Origin of the sequence: Cohnella sp. GbtcB17 (genome assembly GCF_019091135.1) — a bacterium.
Classification (GTDB): domain Bacteria; phylum Bacillota; class Bacilli; order Paenibacillales; family Paenibacillaceae; genus Cohnella.
Map to the genome: position 1 here is coordinate 119,103 of NZ_JAGXJW010000002.1, position 25,170 is coordinate 144,272.

Sequence of the window (25,170 nt, forward strand, 5' to 3'; positions counted from 1 at the left end):
GCCGACCGGCCTGCGTGAGGGAATAGCGCGATTTTGCGCTATTCTTGGGAAGCGGGTTAGCGGCGGCGGAGTGGGTGATTTGGTGCGTGAGGGAATAGCGCGATTTTGCGCTATTCTTGGGAGTCGGATTATCGGCGGCAGTGTTGGTCGTTTGGTGTATGCGGGAATAGCGCGATTTTGCGCTATTCTTGGGAATCGGATTAGCGGCGGCAGTGTGGGTGGTTTGGTGTATGCGAGGATAGCGCGATTTTGCGCTATTCTTGGGGAATCGGATTAGCGGAGGCAGTGTTGGCGGTTTGGTGTATGCGGGAATAGCGCGATTTTGCGCTATTCTTGGGAGTCGGATTAGCGGCGGCAGTGTTGGTGGTTTGGTGCATGCGGGAATAGCGCGATTTTGCGCTATTCTTGGGAATCGGATTAGCGGCGGCAGTGTTGGTGGTTTGGTGTATGCAGGGATAGCGCGAGTTTGCGCTATTCTTGGGAATCGGGTTAGTGGCGGCGGAACGGGCGGTGCGATACTGGCGAATAGCGGAAAGACCTCACGCCGATGGCGTGAGGTCTTATGTGCCTCGATGTCGCAAAATGAAGCGATTGCGCTTTAGCCGGACGGGGCGGCATCGCCGCCTCCGTCACCGCAATTGCTGTTGAAGCAGCCGGTCCAGCAGAACCGCGGCCTGTGCTCTGTTGGCGGTCCCGTTCGGCGCAAAGCTTCCGTCCGGCATGCCGCCAACAATGCCAGCTTCCCGCAGCGCCGCGACAGCTCCCCGCGCGTAGTCGGCGATCGTGCCGGCGTCCGCGAAGCCGGCTGCAGCCTCGACCGTCGCGCCAAGGTCGATCCCGGCTGCCGTCAGCGCCCGATACGTCATGACCGCCATATCCTGTCGGCTGATCCGTTCCCGGCCGCCGAAGGTGCCGTCGCCTTTCCCCTGTACGATGCCCGCTCGATAAGCGGCCGCAGCGGCGCCGGCGTACCAGGCATCGGCTTCGATGTCGGCGAACGGCAGGCTCGCGGACGCATCGCCAGGCGTAAGATCGAGCGCGCGCACGAGCATTTGCGCAAATTCGGCCCGCGTGACCGCGCGATTCGGCTCGAAGTAGACGTCGGAAGGGCTATTGCCGCCGACGGAGCCGTTCACCCCGTAGACGACGCCGCGCGCCGAAAGCGCGAGAATGCTGTCCGTCGCCCATGCCACCTGGCTTTCGTCGGCGAAGCGCGCCTGAGACGGCGCCGCCGCATACAGGCTGAAGTGAGCGGCATCGAACGTCGCCGTGCCGGAGGCCGGATCGTAGCGGCCGTTCTTGACCCATTCAAGCCGATTGTCGTCGGAGATCGCGTAGATCACGACCTGCGCCGGATGAACACCGGGCTCCAGGGAATACGGCACGGATACCCGAACGGTCTTGCCCGCGCCGAACGTACCGATGCGCGCTCCGCCCGCGCTGAGCGCGAAGTCGTATACCGGCCGGTCGCCGATCCGCGTACGCGTCTCCCCGGTCAACGCCGAGGCGTCCGCGCGGCTCACGCTCAACTCGACGTCGCCGGTCGATCCGCTCCCTTCGAACAGCCCGATGGGAAGGAGCAGAACTGCGATCCCCGTATCGACGCGAATCTGTTTAATGCCTGCGCCATCGGCGGCTTTCACCTGCGCAAGAGGCAGCTTGACGGTCATGCCTTTGACATCCGCCTGCGTTCGAATCGCGAAGCCGATGACGCCGTCCTTCGTCTCCTTCAACGCCGCCGCGAACGCCGCGGCGCTTACGTTCGCCGTCGCCTTGCCGTCCGCGCCCACCGTCACCGCGATCGAATCTGCGGCGGCCGGCGTTCCCGAGTTCGTCCCGGGTCCCGGTCCGTTCGTGCCGTCATCCGGCTTCGGTCCCGTGTTTTCCGAGAGCTCCAGCACGCCGAAGCGCGACGCGTTCGCATAGGATTGTCCGGTCGGGTCGTTCCAGGTGAATACGCTGTCCCGCGCCCCGCCGTCCTGATCGTTGTTGACCTGAAGATCGAAGCCGATCAAACGGCCTGCCGCGGGCGATATCGTATCGAGCGCGATCGCCGCTTCCACGGCATAGCCGCCGTCCACAAGCTTTGTCGCCGACGAATAGTTGTCGTCCCGCGCATGCCCGCCGACCGTTTTTGCATTTTTGTAGCTGATGCGATATTGTCCGTCATCGTCTTCGTAGGCGGCCGTCTTGCCGTTGTTTTGATCGACGAAAATTTCCACCGAATCCTGCTCCCAGGCGTTCGCTATCGCGTCGCTCAGCGCGCTGTCCGTCACGACGGCGTACACGTAAAGGTACTGCGCGTCCCATAGCGTACGGAACTCGGCTTTGGCGCCCGCGCCTCCCTGCTGCTCGACGACGACGTCCGTCCGGTAGACGGGCGCCGCGGACCAGATGCCGTCGGGTTCGCCGTCGATGACGGGCGTGCCGCGCACGGCCGTGCCGATGCGGGTCGCTTCGATGTACGTCAGCACGCCGTAGCCCTGGCTGTCGCCGTCCTGCGCGCCGCGCGGGTCGCTCCAGGAGACGATGACCCCATTGCCGCCCTGCTCCGAGCCGTCATTGATGCCCTTGTCGGTAACGCGCACGTCGAACTTCACCTGTTTGCCCAGCGTGCCGACGACAGGAATCGCCGCTTGCAGGACGTAACCCTCCGTCGTCTTGACGACGTCCGCATGATGGCGCGGGAAGGTCAGCTTGCGGATGCCGCCGTCGTCGACGAACAGCTCCACCTGATCGGTCTCGGTATCGGTAAGATCGCGAACCGCCACGCGTACATACAGATGCTGCGCATCCCACAGCGTTTTCATCTGCGCCCCAAGCGTGCCGAGGCTCTCGGTCTGCAGCGCAGGCACGGTTTGCCACGCCTTATCCGCGGCGCTTGCAGGAGTACCCTGCGCCGTGTCCGCCGTCTTCGCCGTGAGCGGCAGCTTAGAAGGATTGAGCGCCTTCACCGCTTCGATCATGCCCCAATACGCATACTTGGCCTGATGACGCTTGTCGAACGGAAACGGCGCGTCCTGGCGGGTCGTGCCGCGGTTGTGCAGCCACGTATAGTCGTCCGCGACGCCCCACAGCGTTACGTTGCTGATCCAGCCTTCCGGCTTGCCGGCAGCCTTGCCCATTTCGTCGAGCCGCACCAGCTCCTTGAACAGCTCCTTGAAGCGATACCCCTGCTTGACGAGAATGTCCTCGGGGATCGGCTCGTAGCTCGTGCTGTTGTTCGTATACACCGACACGTCCAGCTCCGTTAATTGGTTGTCGAAGCCGGCTTCGCCGAACTTGCGGATCGAATCGGAGATCTGCTGCACCGACGGCCCGCTGATGTTGATGTGCGTCTGATGGCCGACGCCGTCGATCGGCACGCCCTCGTCTCTGAGCGAGGTGGCGAGATTGTAGAGAAAATCGCGTTTTTTCGGATCGTGCGTATTGTAATCGTTGATGTACAGCTTGGCGTCCGGAAGCTCGCGGCGCGCGACGATAAACGCGGTTCGGATGAAGTCCGTGCCGGTCAGGCGGGACCACTCGCTCTTGCGTATGCCGTCCGGCTGGCCTTCGTCGATCACTTCGTTCACGACGTCGACGGATTGAATCGGTACGCCCAGCGCCTTGAAATGCCGAGCCACCGTCTCGATATAAGTCGTCAGCCGGTCCAGCACGAGCTGCTTGTTCTCCGGCGTCGCGGCCAGCGGCTGGCCCGCTTCGTCGTTGAACATCCACTCGGCAGCCTGCGAGTGCCAGGCGAGCGTATGCAGGCGGAAGTCCAGGCCGTGATCCTTGGCGTACAGCGCGATCTTATCCGCCGATGCCCAATTCCATTCGCCCTCGGAAGGGTTCAGCGACCCCGGCTTCGTAGAATTCTCTGCCACGATGGAGCTGTAGTGAAAATCGACCAGCGCCTTGGCGTCGCCCTCGATCTGCGCCGGCTCCACGGCCGCACCGATCTTGAACGAATCCGCGTAGACGTCCTTCAGCGCATCGATGTCCGTCTGGATCGGCAGCGGTCCGGCGACCGGCCCGACGTAGGTCAGTGCGAAGTCGTCGAGGTAAAACGATCTGGCTTCGCCGATGTTGTCGGCCGCTTCGACGTACGCCCGCAGCACGGACGGCGTCGTCGCGACCGTGATCGTGCCGCTTAATTGCACCCAGTCGTCCGCGGTGACGTTTGCGTTTGCGGAGACATTCGTGAACGCGCTGTCGCCGGACTGCACGGAGATCCGCAGCGCCGTCGGCGATTGGCCCGCCGCCATCCGCACCCAGGCCGACAGGCTGTACTTGTAGCCCTTGTGAATCTTGCCCATCACGTCCAGCAGCGGTCCGTCGTATTGCTGGGATACTGTCGTGAGCAAGCTGTGCGAGCCGCTCGCCGTATGATTGGCGGCATCGGTCACGGCGATTTGGCCGTCGCCGAACCTGCGCACCCAATTGCCCTGCCCGTCTTCGAAGTCCGCCAGCACGCCGCTTTGATCCAGCTCGCCTTCTCCCGGCGTGCCTTCGTCAGGCGTGACGTCCTTGAGGAGGACTTCGTCGATATACATATCCGCCACGGAAGTCGAGCCGGTCGCGGATTCGATCCAAATGCGCATCTCCGACGTGTTCGCCGGCACCTCGTAATTTTTGACTTCGAAGGAGGTCCAGCCGTCGGCGCGCACTTCCCGGTCGCCCGCCAGCCACGGATATTGATTGTCGAGCAGCGGCGAAACGACTTTGGACGCCAGGTGCAGCGTATCGACGCCTTCGCCGAGCTTCACCTTGAGCGACAGATCGTACGTGCGTCCTGACTGCATGACGCCCGTCAGATTCAGCGTCGGGCTGCTGGCCCGCGAGCCGCGTGCGCCGAGCTTGAGCGAATGCGTGCCGTCCGATGCAGTGTCCGCTGACACGCCGATCGTCCCCGTGCCGCCCCAGCTCAAGTTTTCCCAGCCGCCGGTCTGTCCGTCCTCAAAGCTCTGCGCCAGCACGACCGCGCCGGACACCGGTCCCGGATCGGACGGCGTCGGATCCTCGTCAGGAAGCGACACGAGCTTCGCCGCAAACGTGTCCACATAGTAGTCGACCGTCGCATTGTCGGTGGACTGGACGTACACCTGATAGCCGGAGGCGCGCGCGTCCACGGTCATCCGGCCCTCGAGCAGCACCCAGTCCGCGGAGGTAACCGGCTTCGCGTCGATCCTGGCATAAGCGCCCGCGTCGCCTTCGGGGAGGCCTTGCTGATTGATCGTCAGCTCGACCGTCGCCGTGACGGCCGGCACATCTTCCTTTAATTTAGCGTAGATGGAAAAGTCATACGTGCCGCCGGGCACCAGTGCGCTCGCATCCACGCCCGGTCCGTTCCACGTCGCAGTTCGTCCGGTTGCGAGCAAGCTGCCCGTCCCGCTTTGCGCGGTCGCCGTCGACTGCGAGACGGTCTCGGTGCCTCGCTTGAACCAGCCGTCCGTGCCCGTGTCGAAGCTGGCGCTCATCACCGTATCCCCCGCCGCGGCGATCGCCTGGCCCGCGCCCCAGCCGGTCGGCACCGCAATGGCGATGCCCAGCATCGCGGCCAGGACGGCTTTAAGTCTTATTTTCCGCATCCACGTTTTCCCCCTTAAATGTCGTTCCCCGATTCGCAAGCCAAGACGGTGCGACCAGCGGTCCACAGCTCCGTGCGCCCGCACACATTGTAAGCGCTTAAATCGGCTTGCGTTTCTCCATTATGCAATTTCCGCCAAATCGGTCGTACCCGGAAAAGTATGGTATTTACTATAAAAAATAAAGATTCGATCGGTATGGCAAACTCGCATCGTGCCCCAGCTTCCACGCGCAGGTAGTCTCGCATAGGAACAAACCAACCACTTGCCGCAGTCTCCCTACACAGGTAGTCTCACATAGGAACTCATCAGCCCCTCGCTCTAGCTCCCTCCCGCAGTTAGTCTCACATAGGAACAAACCAACCACTCGCCGCAGTCTCCCTACGCAGGAAGTCTCACATAGGAACTCATCAGCCCCTCGCTCCAGCTTCCACCTGCATGTAGTCCCACATAGGAACAAACCACCTGTTCACCCTAACTCCCTCCCGCCGGTAGTCCCACATAGGAACAAATCCGTCCCTCGCTACAGCTTCCACGCGCTTACATTCCCGGTTAGGAACAAACTGCCGCCCAGCGCATTCGACGCGTATGACGACGGTCAATAAATCAACCGACCGCAGGCGTCCGGGATGCCGGATTTGCGATAAAAGTAGGTGTTGAGCTGGTCCCGCCACTCTCTCGCATGTTCGGCCTGATGCGCGAGCCGCTCTCGCACCGACGCGTGTACGCGCACGGGAAGACGATCCGCGATACCGTCCCAGGCAGCGAGCAGTCCGGCAGCCCGGTCGACGCCTTCGAAGCGCGTATCGTAAATGTGTTGAATGACGCTTTTGCCGCTCTTGAGGCGCATACCGTAGGGGACATGGTGAAAAAAGAGCAGCAGCTCGTCCGGACAGGTATCCGGAGATTCGTATAAGGCCGCTGCCGCGGCTGGGTACTGTCCTGCGTAGCCGGTGCCGGTCGCAACGGTGCGGTCGACGCCGATGCCGTCGCGATCCGCGTAGTGATAGGTGCCCCAGGGACTGTACTCGTACCCGTCGACGTTCGGGCCGTAATGATGATGCGGGTTGACCATCCATCCGACGCCAAGCGGCGCCGTGTACGATTCGTAAATGGCGTACGAGTCCATCAGCATCCGGATAACGGTCTCCTCGACGACCGGGTCCGGCCCAAGCGCCATTCGGATCCACTCGCGTCCGATCGCTTCAGCCGATAACGACGGATTCCAGGCGAGCCGGCCGTAGCCGTACCAGTTTGCCTGTGCGAGCAGATGGCCCGTCCAGTTGGCGTCGGTGCCGACATTGGACACTGCGGCAACGCCGCCTCGGCGGTTTCTCCTCGCAACCTCCGCATCGCCGCGTTCCTCATCGCCTTCCCCGACTGCGCGCCTCCCGACGGCGTCCGCCACCGTCCAGCCGTCGCCGCCGTCGAAGGCCAGCACCTCCTTCCACATTGGAAGGAGATAGCAGAGATGCCGCTGCTGTCCCGTGTATTCCTGCGTGATCTGCAGCTCCAGCGCGATCTGCGTGCGCCGTAGGCCGAGCAGCAGCGGCGACACCGGCTCGCGCACCTGAAAATCCATCGGTCCGTGCTTGATCTGAAGCACGACATTGTCGCGGAACGCGCCGTCGAGCGGCATGAAGTGATCGTAGGCGGCGCGCGCGCGATCCGTCCGCCGGTCCCGCCAGTCCTGCTTGCAGTCGTAGACAAAGCACCGCCAGACGACCGTGCCGCCGAACGGTGCGAGCGCATCGGCCAGCATGTTGGCGCCGTCCGCGTGATCCCGCCCGTAAGTGAAAGGACCCGGCCGATGCTCCGAATCGGCCTTGACGACAAAGCCGCCGAAACCCGGGATGCGCCGGCATACCTCTGCCGTCGTCTCGCGCCACCATGCCGCGACGGCCGGGTCCAGCGGGTCCGCCGTCGCGAGCCCGCCGAGCGCCATCGGCGAGGCGAAGTTGACGCTCAGGTATAGCGCGATCCCATACTCGCGAAAAACGTCGGCCACCCGCGCCACGTCTTCCAGCCGCTCCGGCGACAGCAGCCGCGTCTCCTCGGCATGCACGTTGACGTTGTTGATGGCGACCGCGTTGATGCCGATCGAAGCGCTCAAACGCGCATAATCGCGAATTCGCGCCGCCCGCTCGCCCAGTCGTCCGGCCTCAAAAAACAAGCTTCCGCCGGCATAGCCGCGCTCGACGGACCCGTCCGCGTTGTCCCAATGATCGATCATCCGCAGCGGGTACGCCGGCCGCTCGACGATTCGGAGATCGCTTAGGTCGCGGCCCGTACACAGCAATCGAATGAAGCCAAAGGCAGCATACAGCGCGCCCTTCGCGTCGCCTCCGAGCAGGTAGACGCTGCCGTCGGCACCGGACAGGATCGCGTAACCTTCCTCGCCGAGCATGCCGGTGTCCAACACCTCGATCTCCGCCGCGTCCGCCAAGCCGACAACAATTGCCGGTCCTCCCATTCCCCCCTCGCCCGCGCGTGCACCGGCCTCAACCGATTCCGCCGAGCCGTCGACAGGCGCCATACCAAGCAAACCCCCGATCGCGCGGCGCAGCTCAAGACGCGCCGTAGCCAGCTCGGCGCCATCGCCAATCACGACGAGCCTGCCGCATACCGCCGCATACCTCGCGCGCAGCGTCTCGTCCTCAATCCGTCTGTAATCGAGCCACGCTTGCTCGTATGCTTCTTGTCCAGCTTGACCCCTATCCATCACGCGTCCTCCTCTCCGTGCAAATAAAAAGAGCCTCCCGCAACAGAGACTCCCTTCTCGTCGATAATCCCATTCCAACCATGCCGCCAGCCGCTGATTCAAGCCTCAATCCTCAAGCTTCAAGCCTCATGCCTCATGGTTCAGGCAGCCAGATCCGGTACCGCCCGGCGAGCGCCAGCAGCGCGAACATATAGAGGCAATTGTCGTAATAGCGCCGCTCGCCCTCGCGCACCGGCGTAAGCCAGAAGCGCGCGACCGCCTCCCGCGCATGCGGGCTGTCCGGCGCGGCGAGCGCCGCGCACGCGTTGGTCGCGACGAGGCCGACCGGGTGCAGCGCCGGCTCCTCGAACGGCGTGCCGTCGATTCGGTAGCGACGGTAGTCGGCCGGGTCCTTGTCCGCGAAAAAGCGCAGGATCGCCTCCGCCTCGCGCCTCATCCACGGCGAGACGCCGAACCAGGCGGCTTCGAGGCCCACATTTGCCGCGACCCGGTACGAATCGCTGTAGAAATGCCCGTAGCCTCGCTCGTCGTTGGGCGTACCGTCGTAGTGGGCGTACTCCGGCGAGAGACCGGTCTCCGGGTGGCAGGCGAGCGGCAAATAAGCGCGGCTCGCAGCCGCCGCTTCCCGCCAGAAAGGCCGATCCGCCTCGTCCGCCCACAGCGCGAACAGTTCATAGAAATGCGGCAGATGATACGACGGGTCGCTGTATTCGCACTCGGGCACGAACTTGATGAGCCGGTTGTCCCGGTTCCACATCGGGTAGCCAGGGCCCTGCTCGCCGTTGTGCAGACAGGCCCGCAAAATGTCCCGCGCCTTGGCCGCGTAGTCCAGCGGCGGCTCGCCTTCGCCCCAGCGGTGCGCCGCAAAAAACAGCGCCAACGCGAAGTACTCCTCGCCGTCCGGCGCGGGGCCGTTCGAATTGCGCGTCCCGTCCGGCATGCACGACCAGGCGAAGTACCCGGCATGCACGCCGTCCTTCATATGCATATACGTCCAGGTCCAGCGCCACAGCCGGTCGAACAGCGCCTTGTCGTCCATTTGCACGGCCATCATCATGCCGTAGGACATGCCTTCGGTCCGCACGTCGAGATTGCCGGTGTCGAGCATGTAGCCCATGTCGTCGCACGGATAATAAATGCGTGTCCGTTCGTCATCGCCGAACAGTTGCCGCCATGCATCCGCCAGCCGGGCCTCGATCGTCTCGGGCGCGTAGCCGTACCGTTCGAGCAGGTTGGGGTACTGCCCGGTGCCGAAAGCGCCCGTCCCGCCGTTCATTGCGCTCGTCTCCTCTTCCGAAGCCGAAGAGGCCTCGCCTTTTCCCATCTCGCCCGTCTCCTTCCTGTCCTTCGCAGCTTTATCCCTTCACGCCGCCGACCGTCATGCCTTTCACGAAGTACTTCTGCAAAAACGGATAAATGATAATCATCGGCACAGCCGCCACGATCGTCATCGTCGCCCGAATCGACACCGGGGACACCTTGAGCGAGGAGGCCGCGGAGCCCGCGAACGCCGAAGCTGCGCTGGAGGTCGTGTTCGAGTTTTGCAAAATCTTCTGCAGCTCGTACTGGAGGGTGCTCAGCTTGACGTTGGAGGAGTTGTACAAAAACACGTCGAACCACGAGTTCCACTGGTACACTGCCGTAAATAGGGCCACCGTCGCCAGCACGGGCAGGCACAGCGGAAACACGATGTTGATGAATGTCCGGAAGTCCCCCGCCCCGTCGATTCGCGCGGACTCGATCACGCTCTCCGGCAGCTGTTCGATGAACGAGCGGATGATGATCAGATTAAACACGCCGATGACGCCCGGCAGAATATACACCCAGAAGTTGTTGATCAGTCCCAGATCCCGGATGAGCAAGTAGTTCGGAATGAGGCCGCCGTTGATGTACATCGTGATGATAAAGGCGATCGTGACGAACTTGCGCAGCACATACTCCTGCCTGCTGATCGTGTAGGCGACCATGGCGGAAGCGAACACCGTGACGAGCGTGCCGATGACGGTGCGCAGCACCGAGATGAGCGTGGCGTTGTAGATCGTCGCTTCGCCGAACACGAACTTGTAGTTCTCGCCGGAGAACTGGCGCGGCCACAGGTGGATGCCGCCTTTGATCGAGTCGCTCGCGGCGTTCAGCGACACGGCGAGCGTGTTGAGGAACGGATACAGCGTCACAACCATCAGCAGGGTGAGAAAGACGTAATTCAAAATATCGAACGTCCGGTCGCCGACCGAAGCGTGACGGCGCGAGCCGCGAGCCGGCCGCGAAGCGCCTGTAGCGTTCGCCATAGGAACCGCCTCCTTTTCAGAAAAGTCTGTCCTGGCCCAATCGCTTGGCGATATGGTTGGCCGAGAACAGCAGGATGAAGCTCACGACCGTCTTGAACATGCCGGCCGCCGTCGCGAGCGGGAAGTTGAACTGCTGGAGGCCGTACTTTAGCACGAATATGTCAATGTTCTCGGAATAATCGACGTTCATACCGTTGCCGAGCAGGTACTGCGGTTCGAATCCCGATTCCAGCAAATAGCCGATGTTCATAATGAGCAGCACGATAATGACCGGCTTGATGCCCGGCAGCGTGATATACCACATCCGTCTCAAGCGGCCCGCGCCGTCCATCTCCGCCGCCTCGTACTGCGCGGGATCGATGGCGCTGATGGCGGCCAGATAGACGATCGTATTCCAGCCTACGTCCTTCCACACAGAGCTTGCGCCGAAGATACCCCAGAACCATTCCGCCTTGCCGAGAAACAAGTACTCCTGTCCGGCTTCGATCGCGCCGAACGCCTTCAACAGTTCATTAACGATCCCCTCGGGCGCGAGCGTCGTCTGAATGATGCCGGCCGCGACGACCCAGGAGATGAAGTGCGGCAAATAGCTGACAGTCTGCACGACACGCTTGAACGCGACCTTGCGAACCTCGTTCAGCAGCAGGGCGAGCGATACGGCCGTCACGAATCCGAGCACGAGATTGATGCCGCTCATCGCGAGCGTATTGCGCAGGGCGATCAGGAAGCGGTCCTCCGAAAACAAGGCATGAAAATGCTTGAAGCCGACCCAGGCCTGCTCCTTGAAGGGAAGCGAGGGCTGATAATCCTGGAAGGCGATCGTCCATCCCCATACCGGCACGTACTTGAACACGAACAGCCAGATGACAAAGGGAACGGACATCAGAACCAGCATGCGCTGCGAAACGAGTCTTCTCATAAAAAGCTTCAGCCCGCCGGGCTGCGGCTTGGCCCCGAGCTGCGGCGCCGGCGCGGCCAGCACGTCGTTGTTATCCATTCTGCTTGCTCCTTCCGCCTAGCTGTACAGCTGAAAAGGAAAGCCGGCCTTTGGCACGCAGCTGCGCGTGAAGCCGGCTTATCCTGCCTGCGAATCGCATCGCCGTCGTTTATTTCGCGACGTCTACGATCTTCTTGATCTGCTCCGTATACCACTTCTCGTAGCCTGCCGTATCCAGCTTGGAGAATTCCTTCATATAGCTGTCCCAGGCGCCATCGAAGTCGGACGGCTTCGCCAGCACGATTTTGGCATAGTACTTTTTCTGAAGATCGTCCTTCTTCGTTTCCCAGATCTGCTGTGGAGAGCCCTGCTCCTTCGGAATGCTCCAGGCCGGGAACCATGGACGGTCTTCCGGCGTATCGAACAGCTCCGCGTACGTCTTGACGCCGTATTTGTCCAGAATCGTCTTGTCGCCTTCGGTCAGGCCCACCTGGAATACTTCGGGCTGGTAGCCGGGAGCGACCGCGTTGCCGTCCGCCAGCGTGGAGGACGTGCCGTATTGCGGCCAATCCCAATCGAACGTCTTGAAGCCGAACTTCTCGTTAAACGCGTCGTCGAGCTTGTCGATCTGCTCGACCGTCCGATAAAAGCGTCCCTTGTCGTCGACCTCGTAGGTCTCGCCTTTGATGCCCCAGCTCTTGAGAATCTGATTGTCTTCCTTGAGCAGATTGTCCCAGAACTGGATGATGCGGGCCGGGTCCTTGGCGCTCTTCGTAATGCCGATCCCGCGGTTGCTCGTCCAGCCCGGCGGATCCAGGTACTGGTCATGCGTGCCGTCGAACGTGACCGGCAGCGGGAAGTAGACGAAGTCGTCCTGGGATTGGTCCTTACGGGCGGCGTCCTTGAGCACGTTCTGCGCGTTGGCCATCTGCCAGCCGTAGTCGAAGAAGCCTACGACTTTGTGAGAGGTCAGCTTCGCGATATATTGATCGTAGTTGTCGACGAAGGAGGACTTGTCGAGCAGTCCCTTGGCGTTGAGATCGTTAAGCGTTTTCAGCCAGCGCTTTTCGTTCTCGGAGCCCGCGTACGTTTTCGCCTCGTTCGTCGCGATGTCGACCATGACATTACCGTCGTTCGGATAGCCGGCCAGATGCATCGGCGGATTGGAGGTCGCAAAAAACCGCCAGTCGTTCGTCAGCGTGAGCATGCCGGTCAGATTCTCCTCAGGGTGCTTGGCGACGAAGTCTTCGACCAGCTTGACGTAGTCGTCCAGCTTCTTGATCTTCGGATAGCCGGCTTCCTTCAGCACGCGGCGCTGCACCCAGAACGCGCCCTGGTTGATGTTCGGATCCGCCGAAAATTCGCCGACCTGCGGGCCGAGCGGCAGGAAGTAGATTTTGCCGCCGTAGTCGGCGCGCATGCGCTCGAAGTACGGGCCGTAGACGCGCTTGATGTTCGGGCCGTACTGCTCGATCAGATTGTCGATCGGGATGAAGGCGCCGGCCTTGAGCACTTCTTCGATCGCGGCGTCGGGGATGAGGACGTCCGGATATTGATTGGAGGCGATCATCGTGCCGATCTTCGTGTTCAGGTCGCCGACCAGATGCTCGATCTTGAAGTTGACGCCCGTCTGGTCCTCGAGCGCTTTGCCGATTGTCGTCTCGTTGGTGTTCAGATCCTTCTCGCCGGCTACGCCGCTGAAGAAAGAAAAGGTGACTTTGTCGAGCGGCTTCTCCGATGCCGTTGCCGTTGCCGTGGCGGATGCCGATGCCGAGCCGCTCGCAGGTGCCGACGAACCGCCGCTTGACTCGGCGGGGGACGCGTTGCCCTCGTTGTTGCCGCTTGAGCACGCGGCCATCGATACGGCCAGGGCGGCAGCCATGCCGGCTGTCCACAGTTTTTTTGCCACTGCTTTCGAACCCCTTCCCTTGCGATACATTGTTTTTGTAAGCACTTTCATTATAAGGGGGATCGGCGAGTTTGTTTACTGGATAAACTAAAGATCGTACTTAGGATATTTAGGATACGGATTTAGGGGCAAAAATAGCCTGCGCTATTCGTAGGAAGTTCCTCGGGCGATGAGGACGGGCAGGACCATGTGGCGCTGTGGGACGTTGCTTTGGCGGAGGAGCCATGGCGCGGGGCCAGGTGGCGCTGTGCGATGTTACTTTGGCGGAGGAGCCAGGGCGCGGGGCCAGGTGGCGCTGTGCGATGTTACTTTGGCGGAGGAGACAGGGCGCGGGGAACATGTGGCGCTGTGGGACGTTGCTTCGGCAGAAAAACTCCCGGCGATTGGCGCCGGGAGCGCGGAATGCTAACCGGGAGGGCGGTCTGCTCCGTCAGGACAGCATTTCCGAGACGTCCACCGGCTCATAATGAACGTGAACCTCGTACACCTCGGACGTCCCTTTCAACTTGTTTTCGACGCACGTCGCGATCTCGTGCGCTTCGGCGAAGTCGAGCTCCATGTTGACGAGCACGACGACGTCGACGATCGCGCTGCTGCCGTAATTTCGCGCTTTGATGTCTTTGACGGCCTCGACGCCTTCGACCTCGAGGATCGCTTCCTTGAACGATTCGATCGTGGACTCGTCGAACCCGTCGGACAGATGGTGGGAGGCGTCGCGGAAAATATCCCAGGCCGTCTTGCAGATGAGGAGGCCGACCGCCACGGCGGTGACGGGGTCGAGCCAGGGCAGGCCAAATTGCGAACCGACGATGCCGATGACGGTGCCGATGCTGACGAGCGCGTCCGAGATGTTGTCCTTGGCCGCAGCCATGACCGCCTGGCTGTTGATTCGAACCGCAAGCCTGCGGTTGTAGCGATACACAAAGTACATGACGGCCGCACAGAACAGGCCCGTCCAGACCGAGATCGGGTCCGGCGCCTTCTCGCTCCCGCCGAACACAGAAGCTATGGCGACGAACAACACTTGCAGGCCGACCGCCGCCATAATGAAGGACGAGACGAGCGAAGCGATCGTCTCCGATTTCCAATGGCCGTACCGATGGTTGTGATCCGCCGGCTTCCGCGCGAGGCGAAGTCCGATCAGTACGGCGACGGAAGCGACGATGTCGGTCGCGTTGTTCAGGCCGTCGGCCTTCAACGCTTCGGATCCCGATGCGTAGCCGACGATTAATTTTAACGCCGAGAGGACGATATAAGCGACGATGCTGATGATCGCGCCCCGTTCCCCCAGCTTCAGATTGTCGTACCGCTCCTGTTGATCCATGTTCCGAAGTACCTCGCTCCCTATCCAGTACCATCCATACTAGCAAGCGAGATCGGAGTGGGTCTAGAGAAACGTTTTTTCGCGGGAGCTACAAACGTGTCAGGCCACAACAATCGTGTCGGCTTACAAAAAAGTTGCGCAGCGTAAAAAAGCTCCCTATCCCCGCCTCGCGGGCGGTTATAGAAAGCTCGTTTTATGGTGCAAAGCCGCTCGTTAAAACTTGTCGGGGAACTGCTTGACGATGCCCTCCGTCAAAATATCCGCCAGGTGAATCATATGGATCTCATTTTTGTCCGTCGCGGCAATATCCCCCTTCCAATCCCCCTTGAGACAGTCGAGGACGATCTCTGTGATCAGTTGAAGATGGGTGTACAGCATGTCTTGCAGCGTTTTAAACGACCAGTTCGGATTCGCGCCGCTTAGAAACTTGGCGATATCATCGGCGTTCCGATGCCAGTCCGCCTCCAGCTTGGCTACGTCCGCCTGATTGCCGGCCTTGGCCGCATCTACGATCTTGGCCGCGATCCGAATGTGCTCTTTCAGCAGCTCAGCCAACTGGTTGCCCGCCGCTTCCCCGTAATAGGGCTTGATCAGGTTGCCGATGTCCTGCTGGTTCCGGAGCAGCCGGTCCAGGACGTCCTGCTGGTCCGGACGATTCGACAGCGCGCTGACGATGTAGCTGCGGGTCCAGATCGTATGGTCGATCCACGCCTTTTGCATGTCGGTCTTCAACTGCACCATTTTCGGACTCAGGCAGGCAGTCTCCTTCTGTTTGCCCGCATTAGCTTGCGCGGAACCCATCCCGCCGGTCATGCCGAAGCCGAGTGCCAGGACGATAGCCAAAGCGAGCAGCCATTTGTTTCTCAAAGCATCTGCACCTCTGTACGCGTGGAGTGACGATCCGGCTTATTTTGGCGCGCCGCCCGGTATTTATTCAGCCGCCGCCGCTCGCCTCCTCTATATCCTCCTTCACGACGATGCGGAACGTCGTCCCTGCGCCCTCCTGGCTCGACACCTCGAAGCCCACGTCGTCCTTGTAGTACAGCTTCAGCCGGTAATAGACGTTTTTGATGCCGACGCTCTCCCCGATGTCCTCGCTATGCTCCAGATCGCTTAAGATCGACGCCAGCCTGTCCGGCGGGATGCCCGCCCCGTTGTCGCTCACGGTGCAGACGAGTCCTTCCGCCGTCTTGTCGACGGCGACGCGGATGAGTCCGCCCTCCTTCAGCTTCTCGATGCCGTGGATGCTGGCGTTCTCGACGAGGGGCTGGAGCGTCATCTTCGGAATCGTCAGGCCCAGCACCGATTCGTCCGCTTCGATCCGGTAGTCGAGCTTGTCCCCGAACCGGTACTTCTGGATATCGAGGAAGCATGCGACGAGGTCGAGCTCGTCCCGGATCGTCACCCAGTCCTTGCCCCAGGCGAGGGACTTGCGGAAAATTTTGGCCATACTGTGAATGATGCGCGCCGTCTCCTCTTCCTTTTTCATCAGGCTGCGCATGCGGATCGTCTCGAGCGAGTTGAACAGGAAGTGCGGATTGATCTGGCTCTGCAGCGCGTGCAGCTGGGACTGATTGCGCTTGATGAGCAGCTCCTTCTTCTGGATGTCGGCGATGTACACATCATGGATCAGGCTCTTGATCTGCAGCGTCATCCGGTTGAATTCGGCGGTCAGCTGTCCAATCTCATCTTCGGCGTCCTGCCGCGCGATCGTCTCGAACGAGTGGTTTTTCACCTTTTTCATATGCTTCAGGATGCGCACGAGACGGGCGTTGAGCGACCGGGAAAACCAGATGATGATCAGCGTCGGCAGCAGCACGTTCGGGATGGCCAGGTACAGCACGAAATTTTTGGACTTGCGCACCTCCTCCAGCACCGCCGATTCCTTGAAGCGGCCCACGATTCGCCAGTCCGACAGGTAAGGGACGCCCTCGAAGTCCTCGCCGATGACGATCATGTCCTTGAACGCCGGGGCTGCGGCAAAGCCGGCCGTCTTGGCTAAGTCGATATCGGCGTTGGTCGAATACTGAATCGCGTCGCCCTGCAGCAGGTACAGATCTCCTTCCAGGGTCACGTTATGGAACATCTCCCGTATCGCTTCGGGATGGAGATCGATCTTCATGTACTTTTCCCAGGGCTCCGCGACTTCGGAGTTGCCGATCTTGCGTACGACGCTCAGCATATCGCCCGCCGCGCCCGGATAGTCGGACGTCGTCCGCAGCACGATCGGAGCGGACAGAGCCGAATCCCGCACCAGCCGGTACCACGGCTGCGCTCTCGTGCTTGCCGTGACGCGCTCGACCTGCCCCCCGTAGATAAGCGTGTCGTTGTCCGAATACAGCGTGATCCGCTGAATCGCCTCGTACACGGGAGAATATTTGTTCAGCATGCTGATAATGTAGGATTGGTAATTGTATACGTAATCCGACGGCACGTCGTAATTTTTGTCCATATATTCGATCAGCAGCGCATCGTTGTAGATGACCGCGGAGATGCCGACGGCCACGTTGACCTGGGTCATGAAGTCGTTGCGGATCTGCTCGATGGCAAGCGAGATGTCCCTCATCTTCTGCTTTTTGACGTTGTTGGTCGTGATGTTGTAGAAAATGACGTTCGTCAGCACGACGGGTATGAACACGGACAAAAAGTAGACGATCAGCATTTTGTTGCGCAGCCTGACGTTGTTCAGACTGAACGCCCGATTTCGAATCCATCGCAATCCCATTCGCATTCCCCGCACCGCCGATGATCAAATCTTTTCGCTGATGGCATTTTTGTAAGCGGTCGGCGTCTTCCGTTCGACCTTCTCGAACTGGGTGACGAAGTAGTCGGCATTGCAGAAGCCCACGCTCGCCGCGATCTCGTACACCTTTTTGTCCGTCTGCCGAAGCTGCCGCTTCGCCTCTTGAATGCGCAGCTGCAGCACGTAGTCGTTGAAGTACACGCCGTACGTTTTCTTGAACAGCTGCCCGAGATAGACCGCGTTCATATAGTAGCGCTGCGAGATGCTCTTCAGGCTGATATTCTCGTGAAAATGCCGGTCGATGTACGCCTTGATCTTGGCGATGTCGCCCTTGCCGATCGATTCGCGCAGCGACGAGATATAACCGGCGCATTCAGTCAGGAAGGCCAGCAGCAGCTCCCGCAAGCCGGCAAGGGAACGCGGAACCTCCTGCCAGCCGAGCGTCCCGCTCATCGTCCGAAGCCGGCGCTCGTCGCCCTGCATCGTGCGGACGACGGCCGCAGCGCCGTACACGACGCGGGAGACAGCCGCTGCGACGGCCTCGGCCGCAAAGCCCTGCTCGCCGAACGCGGCGAGCATCCGGTCCAGCGCGTCCGCCATCGCGTCCGCATGATTCTCCTCCAGCCCCTCAAGCAAGGCGGCGTATACCGCGGCATCGATCTCGCGGCAGGCAGAGGGCTCGGCATCGCGGATCTCTTCGAACAGAAGGACCGTCTCCCCGGCCTTCGCGAACTTGGCTTTGCGCGTCTCCTGCGCGGACATACAGGAATGCCTGGCCCGCAGGAGTCCCGAAGCGGCCTCGCCGACGTAGATGCGAGGCGCGATGCCATCGCCGCAGCCTGCCGCCCGGGCGAGACGCTCGCCGAGCGCCTTCGCCTCGCGCGGGTCGATCGCGCCGGGCACGAGCAGTCCCAGCTCGTACCGGTCCCGGAAGTGAACGTAAGGCTCGCAGGCGCAGGGCGGCACCGCGTCCGCACCGGACACGGCGCGTGCGAGCGCGCGCGCGACGTCGCCGGCGCGGCGAAGCGCCGCCTCCGCGTCCTCCGCCGGCGGATCGTTCAGCTCGACCGCGTAGTAGCGGTAAGGCAAATCCGCCGGCCATCCGAGCGTGTGGCGATCCGCATCCAGCTCGCGCTCCTCCGCGCGTCCCGATACGAGCGCTTCGAACAGCGAAGGGCGCCGCAGGGCGTCCTCCGCTTCGGTACGCTCCTGCTCCCGCTTCAACTGCTCGCCGATTCGGACGAGGGCGGCGATGAGCTCGTACTCGTCGATCGGCTTCAGTAGATAGTCCTGTACGCTGAAGCGCACGGCCTGCTGTGCATACTTGAAGTCGCCGAAGCCGCTGATGATGATAAAGTGCGTGCCGCCATAGCCGCGTTCCTGCGCTTCCCGGATCATCCCGAGGCCATCCAGCACAGGCATACGAATATCGGTGACGACGACGTCCGGCGACAGGCGCCCGATCAACGCGGGCGCCTCCTCCCCGTCCTCCGCCTCTCCGACCACTTCGTAGCCGTATTGCTCCCACGGGATCAAGCCCGCCAGCCCTTTGCGCGCGAACATCTCGTCGTCCACCAGAATGACCTTTCTCACGGCATCCTCCCGTCCGGCGCGTTCGCCCTCTTGTAATCGTTTTCATTTTTAGTGTCTTTGCGGTCGTCAATATTCATCGTTTTCGCTGCTTCTATTGTAGCGTATCGCGGCCTCCGCCGCACTTTCAAAACTTAGGAAATTTCTTTGAAAATTTAACAGATTCGGGAGTGGAACTGCGGCGGGCTCGGTTTGTTTCCGGTCAGAACTTCCTACGCATGAGAGGCTGCGGCGGGGGGGGCGGTTTGTTTCCGGTTAGGACCTCTTGCGCGTGAGGAGCTGCGACGGGGGCGGTTTGTTTCCGATTAGGACTTCTTGCGCGTGAGGAACTGCGGCGGGGCTCGGTTTGTTTCCGGTTAGAACTTCCTACGCATGAGAGGCTGCGGAGGGGCCCGGTTTGTTTCCGGTTAGAACCTCTTGCGCGTGAGGAGCTGCGACGGGGGCGGTTTGTTTCCGGTTAGAACTTCTTGCGCGTGAGGAACTGCGGCAAGCCGTCCCTGCGGGGACGGCCATTCGACCATTCAATTCATGCCTTTGAAGATCCGCCTGCCTCGTTCGTCCTGGCCCGTGCCCACCCCGAGCCGGCGAACAGCGCGTAGCCGACGCCCGCTCCCAGCGCGTTCAGAATCAGGTCGTCCACGTCGAAGCTGCCCATGGCGGAGATCAGCTGCGCGGTCTCGAGCGCGAGACTGACGAAGAGCGCATAGAAGAGCACGGCGGACAGGCGGCAGCCGACGAACAGGCCGAGGAACAGGCCGAACGGCACGAAAAGCGCGATGTTGCCGAACAGGTTGACCGTGTCGTGCATATGCGGCAGCCCCGCCAGATTTTCCCGAATCGATACGAGCGGCGTCAGGTTGGCGGATTGCCACCGATAGACGATGTTGCGCGGCTGCTCGGCCGTCTCCAGCATCAGGCGTCCGAGCAAGGAGACGTTCACGTCGCCGAACTTGAACAGGATCACCTTGATCAATATGTAAAGGTAGCCGGCAAATATAGCGGCGGCGGCGAGCTTCACCCACAAGACAGGAGAAAGATACTTCACGTTCATTCATTCCACGCTCCTCTGCAGCTTTTAGGTGCATTGTAGCGTGCAATGTTAAATTTTTTTCCCGGATATGTTTTAAATTTTTCTTAAGAAGGAAGCAGCCGACGCCTCGTCGCGCCGTCGAAATAGGGACTTTCAGCCGGCGCAAGGGTTCATTGTGAAGGTTGAAATCGTTTTGGATGTAACTTTCCATACGTCTAAAGTGTCTAACTATAGGAGGGGGATACAAACGATGAAAAGAAATACGAAAGTCGCGATCGTGGCGATCGCCTTACCCGCAGTCGTGGCCGTCCTGTTGACGTCCCTCTTCGTGCTGTGGAAAACGAACGACGACATGTTCAGCCGATTCCGGAGCTTTTCCGTGACCGTCGTCAACCAATCCGACTACGACCTGGTCTCCGTCGAGACGGGCATCCTGAGCGGCGGCAATCCCGGCCAATCGGACAAGAGCGACGCAAAACGCATCTTCGGGAAACCGATCAAGGCGGGAGAAAAGAAGGTGCTGAGTCCCAAGCTGAGCATGAACGGCGAAGGCGGCATCTATCTCAAGTATACGAACTCGCGCGGCGACACCGTTCAGAAAATGGTATGCTCGTACACGGAGAGCGCATCCGGCTCTTCCACGATCACGATTCAAAACGACCGGGTCGACGTGAAGGAAAATTGCAGCTAGGCCTAGCCGCCATCGCCAAGCGCATCAAAGACAAAAGCAGACGCCGCCGCGTCTGCTTTTTGTCCATTTCTAAAAGATAAGCAACCGATCATTGAAGCAGGAGCAACGAGATCACCTTGGCGGTCTCGGCGCGGCTGGCCGGCGCGAGCGGATTGAAGCTGCCTGCCGCATCGCCTTCCATGATGCCAAGTTTGCTCAAGGCAAGCGCCGCGTCGCGCGCCCATGTCGCCAGTGCGGCCTGATCGCGGAAGCTTGTGCCGTCCCCGTCCTGCAGAACCGCGACCTTGCGATAGTCCAGCGCCCGCCTGAGCATAACCGCCATCTCCTGACGCGAGATGTCCGCGTTCGGATTAAACCGGCCGCCGCGATCGCCCATCACGATGCCGTTCTCGGCCGCCGCCGCGACAGCCGCGCCGTACCAGGCATTCCCCTTCACGTCGGCGAACGTTGCCGTACCCGATGCTTGCAGTCCAAGCGCTCTGGCGATCATCGCCGTGAATTCCGCCCTCGTCACCTTCTTGTCCGGACTCACCTGGGTATTGCCGGTGCCCTGCATCACGCCGATGCCGGACAGCATTTGCACATACGAATACGACCAATGGGAAGCCGCGAGATCCGTATAATCGCGCTTCACTTCAACCGCGGCATACGTCACGCCCGAGGACAAGGCAGCCGCCCGCTTCTGATTGACGATGCTGAAGACTGCGAGTTCAAGCGTGCCGTCCGCGGTCACCCGGTACAAATTCGTATAGGGCGTCAGGGACAAGCCGCTCCAATCCAGCGTATACGCGAATGCCTTGCCGTTCGAAGACACGGTAAAGGCCATGCGGCCGGACGCCTCCGCGTTCGGGGCCGCCGCAACCTGCTTCAAGGCGTCTGCATTCGCGAACGGTTCCTTTTTCCACGTCAGAACGAGGTCCGAGCCGTCGGCCAGCGCGCTCAGCTGAGAGGCGTCGATCCGGATGCCCGGCTGGTCGTCGCCCCGGATGACCAGGGAACCGACTTGATTGGCCGCCAGCTTGCTCAGCAGACTCGGTCCGATTTTGAGCTGCTGCACCGTGCCGGACACCTTCACCGACAGCTCGCCGTTCGGCTGGACCGCTTGCAGCTCTTTTTCCGTCAGCTCGTGCACCGTCTTGTCCGTCTCCCCCGTGCCGGTCGGGCTGCTCGGGGTGCCCGGGCCGGAAGTGCCCGGATTCGTGCCGCCGTTCGTCTTGGCGATCCCAAACGAATCGACCAGCTCGCCGGTCAGCGTTCTCGCTTCAACTTTAATCGCGTCGTCGGCGATTTGAACGTGGGTATAAACAGGCACGTCGTCGTCGTACATGAAGCTCAGATAGTCGTACTTCTGGCCATCGTAGAACTTCCAGCCGGACGAGCCGCCGTCCAAATATACGGTTCCGGCGCCGTTCGCGGCGATCTTGCCGTCCGCCATCGGATACGTCCGCGCGTACACGTGATCGTGTCCGACCAGAACGAGATCGACCTTATGACTTTCGAGGATGTCGGCGAAATAAATTTTTACGTCCTCTGCTAGCTCCCCGCGGCCGGCTTCCGTGTGGTAAACGGGACGATGGAACATCGCGACGGTCCATTTTTTGTCGTTGCCGTCCAGGTCCCGACGCAGCCACTGCGCCTGCAGCGCCATCTGCTCCTTCGTGCCTTCCGAGTTCAGCACGACGAAGTGCGCGTCATCCACGTCGTACGAATACGCATACTCCTTGTAAGCGTCCGGCCCGTTGTCCGGCAGACTCGCGCTTTTGACGTAAACCTCCTTGCCCTCCGCCTTTACGTCGTGGTTGCCGAGCGTCGTCGCCGAAGGAAGGAAGGTCGCGTAGCTTGAGGAAGCTTCCCACAATCGTTTCCACTCAGCGAACGCTCCGCCGACGTCTACCGCATCGCCGCCATGCATCAGAAACTGCGTGTCAGGATACGTATCGAGCGCGTTCCGAACGAGAGCTTGATACGTTTCCTTGCCGTTATCCGCCTTGACATGGGAGTCTGTGACGAACATGAACGACACCGGCGTGGACGTCTTCGCATCTGCCGTCCTGTAGTCGTACCAATCGCTCCACGCGCCTTCGCTGCCTACCCGATACTTATACGCCGTCGACTCGCTTAAGCCCTCGATCAGCGCCGTGTTGAACCGAATTTCTCCCTTCGGCCCGTTTTCCAGTTCGCTGAGCACTTGGCTGGCGCTCTTGGCTTCGACGGTCGCGACCTTCGATGCGTCCGGCGCCGACGCGTTCTGATCCCAATCCGCCGCCTTTACGTATTGAAGATAGTTTTGAGGCGCCTTCGGACTTGTGGTCCATCCCACGCTCAGTTTGGAGGAGAGTTCATCCGTCACGTACGTTTGTACGTATTCGGGCTTCAGACTGCCGTACGGCTCGACGACCTCGAAGCCGATCGCCGCGCTGTTCTTGCTGCCGACGACCGCCTGCGCCTTGTAGGCGCCGAGCGCCAGCGTCGTCAGATCCGTCTTCAGTTCGCCCTTCTCGTCCGTCCGGCCCAAGGACAAATTCAAAGAAACGATGGATGCGGCGTCTACGTTAGCCTCTTCCACATACCCGGTCGTCGATCCGTCGGGCAGCATCACTTCGAACCAGCCGTCGTCCGCCTCCGGCGTCCCGTAGACACGCGTGCCTGCGGGAAGGGTCGCCACCACGGGCTCGGACGTGTCGTCGTCCTCGTACACCGACGCTTGCGCGCTCAGCTTCACGACGGCCATCTGCTCCAGCACGCCGCGCAGGTAGACGTCCGCGCCCGCGAACGGCGCGCCGTCGCGCGTCGTCACCTTGAAGGTCGACGTCGAGTTCAGTCCGACGCCTTCAACCGTCATCAAGTATGGAAAAGCGATCGTGTAGCGGATCGGCTGGGCCAGCGAAGAGAACGTCGAGGCATCCGATACGAGCGTGCCTGCGCTCATCTTCACAAGCTTGAAGCGCTCCCCGCGGCCGAGCACTGCATCGGGACTGACGCGGAACTGCACCGTGGCCAGCTCGCCCGAAGCCTGAATGCCGCTCACGTCAAACGCCAGGCTGCCGCCGGCTTCCGATGCCTTGGTCGCCGTCGTTCCGTTCCGGGGGACGATCCGCTCGACCGTCAGCGTGCCCGGATCGTATTGAAGCGCGACCTTCGAGGAATTGCTCGTCCGGTCTCCGGCGAGGGATACGGTCACTTCGTAAAGCTCGTTGCTAACCGCTTCGGCCGGCGCAGACAGGACGAGGCGCTCGCCCGCGTCCTCGGTGAAGGCGTAGCTGAGCCGCGCCGGATTGCCCGCCTTATCCCTGGCGGTCACGACGACCTCGTGATAGCCGCTCGCGATGAGCGCCGCCGGCAGCGTCAGCAGCTTCGTTTCCTCCGAGTAAGCGGACTGGGCCGTCAAGTCCTGCCCGTCCACGAAGAGCGCGATCGAGCCCGGGTCGATGCCGGACATCTCGTCCGTGCCCGCCTGCACGTCCCGAATGCGCACCTCGAACTTGTTCAGGTCGCTCGTCAGCACGGCGTTCGGCGCCGGAGAGACGGCTTCGATCGCGGGCACTTCCCGATCGAGCCCCTTGTCTTCGTAAATCAACTGAACGTCGTCGATCCAGATCGAGCCCTTGTTTTTCTTGGACATATCGGATTGCTTCACCTGGAAGTAGAGCTCCAGGGAGCTGCCTTCGATCTTGTCCTGCGGAACGCCGACCTCTATGTACTTCCAGCCTGTCCAGTTCACGCCGACGGACGCGTCCGAATAATATTCCGGCGTAAATGAAGAGCCTTTGCTGTCGCGAAACTTCGTCGTCAACAGGTGGCCGTCGTTGCTGCCGTACACCCACAAGCCGACTTTGATCGGCTTGCCCTGGACGGCGATGCTGCCCGTGCCGGGCGCCAGCTCCAGCTGCGACGGATTGTCGACGACGTCGATCATGTCGTAGTCGATCCGGAGCGAGTGGGCGCCGTTTCTTACGTGCTGCGGATCGCTCTCGATCGACGCGCCGGCCGATACGACGCGCTTCGGATTTAACTTGACGACGCCGGGATCGCCGGATTCGAAGTTCTCCAGCATCAGCACGCCGTCGGCGTCAGGAGTCGTCGGGGCCGCTAGCGCGACATGTCTGGCGGTCGCCGGCACGGCGAAGGGTACGGCTAACAGCGCCGCCATCGATCCGACGATGATCCGGGCAAGGCGCTTATTGCTTTTTCTCAACGGGGGCACATCCTCTCGTTTATGCGTTTTACCAATAAAAGAGATTATAGATGGCCGATGTCAACGGGGATGCGATAGATTGTCATCTCACCGTGAAGTTTGTCGAATGAAGGGGCGGGGGTGCTGCGGGCATGGGCGGTAAGTGGGTGCTGCGGGCTCGTTTATCGATCT

Annotated in this window: 13 protein-coding genes; 1 reads left to right on the forward strand and 12 read right to left on the reverse strand. The window is 61.1% G+C overall.

All coding sequences use genetic code 11. The features are described 5' to 3' along the window. Positions 1-629 precede the first annotated feature (629 nt). The 11 genes from KVT38_RS01300 to KVT38_RS01350 all read right to left on the reverse strand — a co-directional run bounded on the left by KVT38_RS01300 (position 630) and on the right by KVT38_RS01350 (position 20,134). Positions 630-5,573 carry an endo-1,4-beta-xylanase gene (locus KVT38_RS01300; RefSeq protein WP_217591874.1) on the reverse strand — a complete coding sequence of 1,648 codons (4,944 nt, stop codon included), beginning with the start codon at positions 5,571-5,573 and terminating at the stop codon, positions 630-632. A gap of 595 nt (positions 5,574-6,168) precedes the next feature. Next, the gene (locus KVT38_RS01305; RefSeq protein WP_217591875.1) at positions 6,169-8,292 is read right to left on the reverse strand and encodes an alpha-glucuronidase family glycosyl hydrolase; all 2,124 of its coding nucleotides are present in this window, start codon (positions 8,290-8,292) and stop codon (positions 6,169-6,171) included. A 133-nt stretch (positions 8,293-8,425) separates the two neighbouring features. Further along, on the reverse strand, positions 8,426-9,568 hold the full coding sequence (locus KVT38_RS01310) for a family 8 glycosyl hydrolase (RefSeq protein ID WP_217591967.1): 1,143 nt from the start codon (positions 9,566-9,568) through the stop codon (positions 8,426-8,428). A 79-nt stretch (positions 9,569-9,647) separates the two neighbouring features. Beyond that, complete coding sequence (locus KVT38_RS01315) at positions 9,648-10,580, reverse strand: carbohydrate ABC transporter permease (RefSeq protein ID WP_217591876.1); 933 nt, start codon at positions 10,578-10,580, stop codon at positions 9,648-9,650. 16 nt (positions 10,581-10,596) lie between these two features. Beyond that, a complete protein-coding gene (locus tag KVT38_RS01320; RefSeq protein ID WP_217591877.1) occupies positions 10,597-11,577 on the reverse strand; it encodes an ABC transporter permease subunit in 981 nt (326 codons plus the stop codon). A gap of 109 nt (positions 11,578-11,686) precedes the next feature. Next, positions 11,687-13,426, reverse strand: a complete 1,740-nt coding sequence (locus tag KVT38_RS01325) for a type 2 periplasmic-binding domain-containing protein (protein ID WP_217591878.1) — start codon at positions 13,424-13,426, stop codon at positions 11,687-11,689. 430 nt (positions 13,427-13,856) lie between these two features. Further along, positions 13,857-14,750 (reverse strand): cation diffusion facilitator family transporter, encoded by an 894-nt coding sequence (locus KVT38_RS01330; protein ID WP_217591879.1) that lies wholly within the window; start codon positions 14,748-14,750, stop codon positions 13,857-13,859. A 213-nt stretch (positions 14,751-14,963) separates the two neighbouring features. Continuing rightward, on the reverse strand, positions 14,964-15,617 hold the full coding sequence (locus KVT38_RS01335) for a glycosyltransferase (RefSeq protein WP_217591880.1): 654 nt from the start codon (positions 15,615-15,617) through the stop codon (positions 14,964-14,966). A 67-nt stretch (positions 15,618-15,684) separates the two neighbouring features. Continuing rightward, entirely contained in the window at positions 15,685-17,475 is a 1,791-nt protein-coding gene (locus KVT38_RS01340) for a sensor histidine kinase (protein WP_217591881.1), read from the reverse strand. 24 nt (positions 17,476-17,499) lie between these two features. After that, entirely contained in the window at positions 17,500-19,086 is a 1,587-nt protein-coding gene (locus KVT38_RS01345) for a response regulator transcription factor (RefSeq protein WP_217591882.1), read from the reverse strand. A 523-nt stretch (positions 19,087-19,609) separates the two neighbouring features. Then, on the reverse strand, positions 19,610-20,134 hold the full coding sequence (locus tag KVT38_RS01350) for a VanZ family protein (RefSeq protein WP_217591883.1): 525 nt from the start codon (positions 20,132-20,134) through the stop codon (positions 19,610-19,612). A 229-nt stretch (positions 20,135-20,363) separates the two neighbouring features. Between KVT38_RS01350 and KVT38_RS01355 the strand changes: the two genes are divergently transcribed. After that, the gene (locus KVT38_RS01355) at positions 20,364-20,804 is read left to right on the forward strand and encodes a hypothetical protein (RefSeq protein WP_217591884.1); all 441 of its coding nucleotides are present in this window, start codon (positions 20,364-20,366) and stop codon (positions 20,802-20,804) included. Between the two features lie 88 nt (positions 20,805-20,892). On the opposite strand, the gene KVT38_RS01360 is transcribed toward KVT38_RS01355, so the two are convergent. Further along, entirely contained in the window at positions 20,893-24,999 is a 4,107-nt protein-coding gene (locus KVT38_RS01360; RefSeq protein WP_217591885.1) for an S-layer homology domain-containing protein, read from the reverse strand. Positions 25,000-25,170 lie beyond the last annotated feature (171 nt).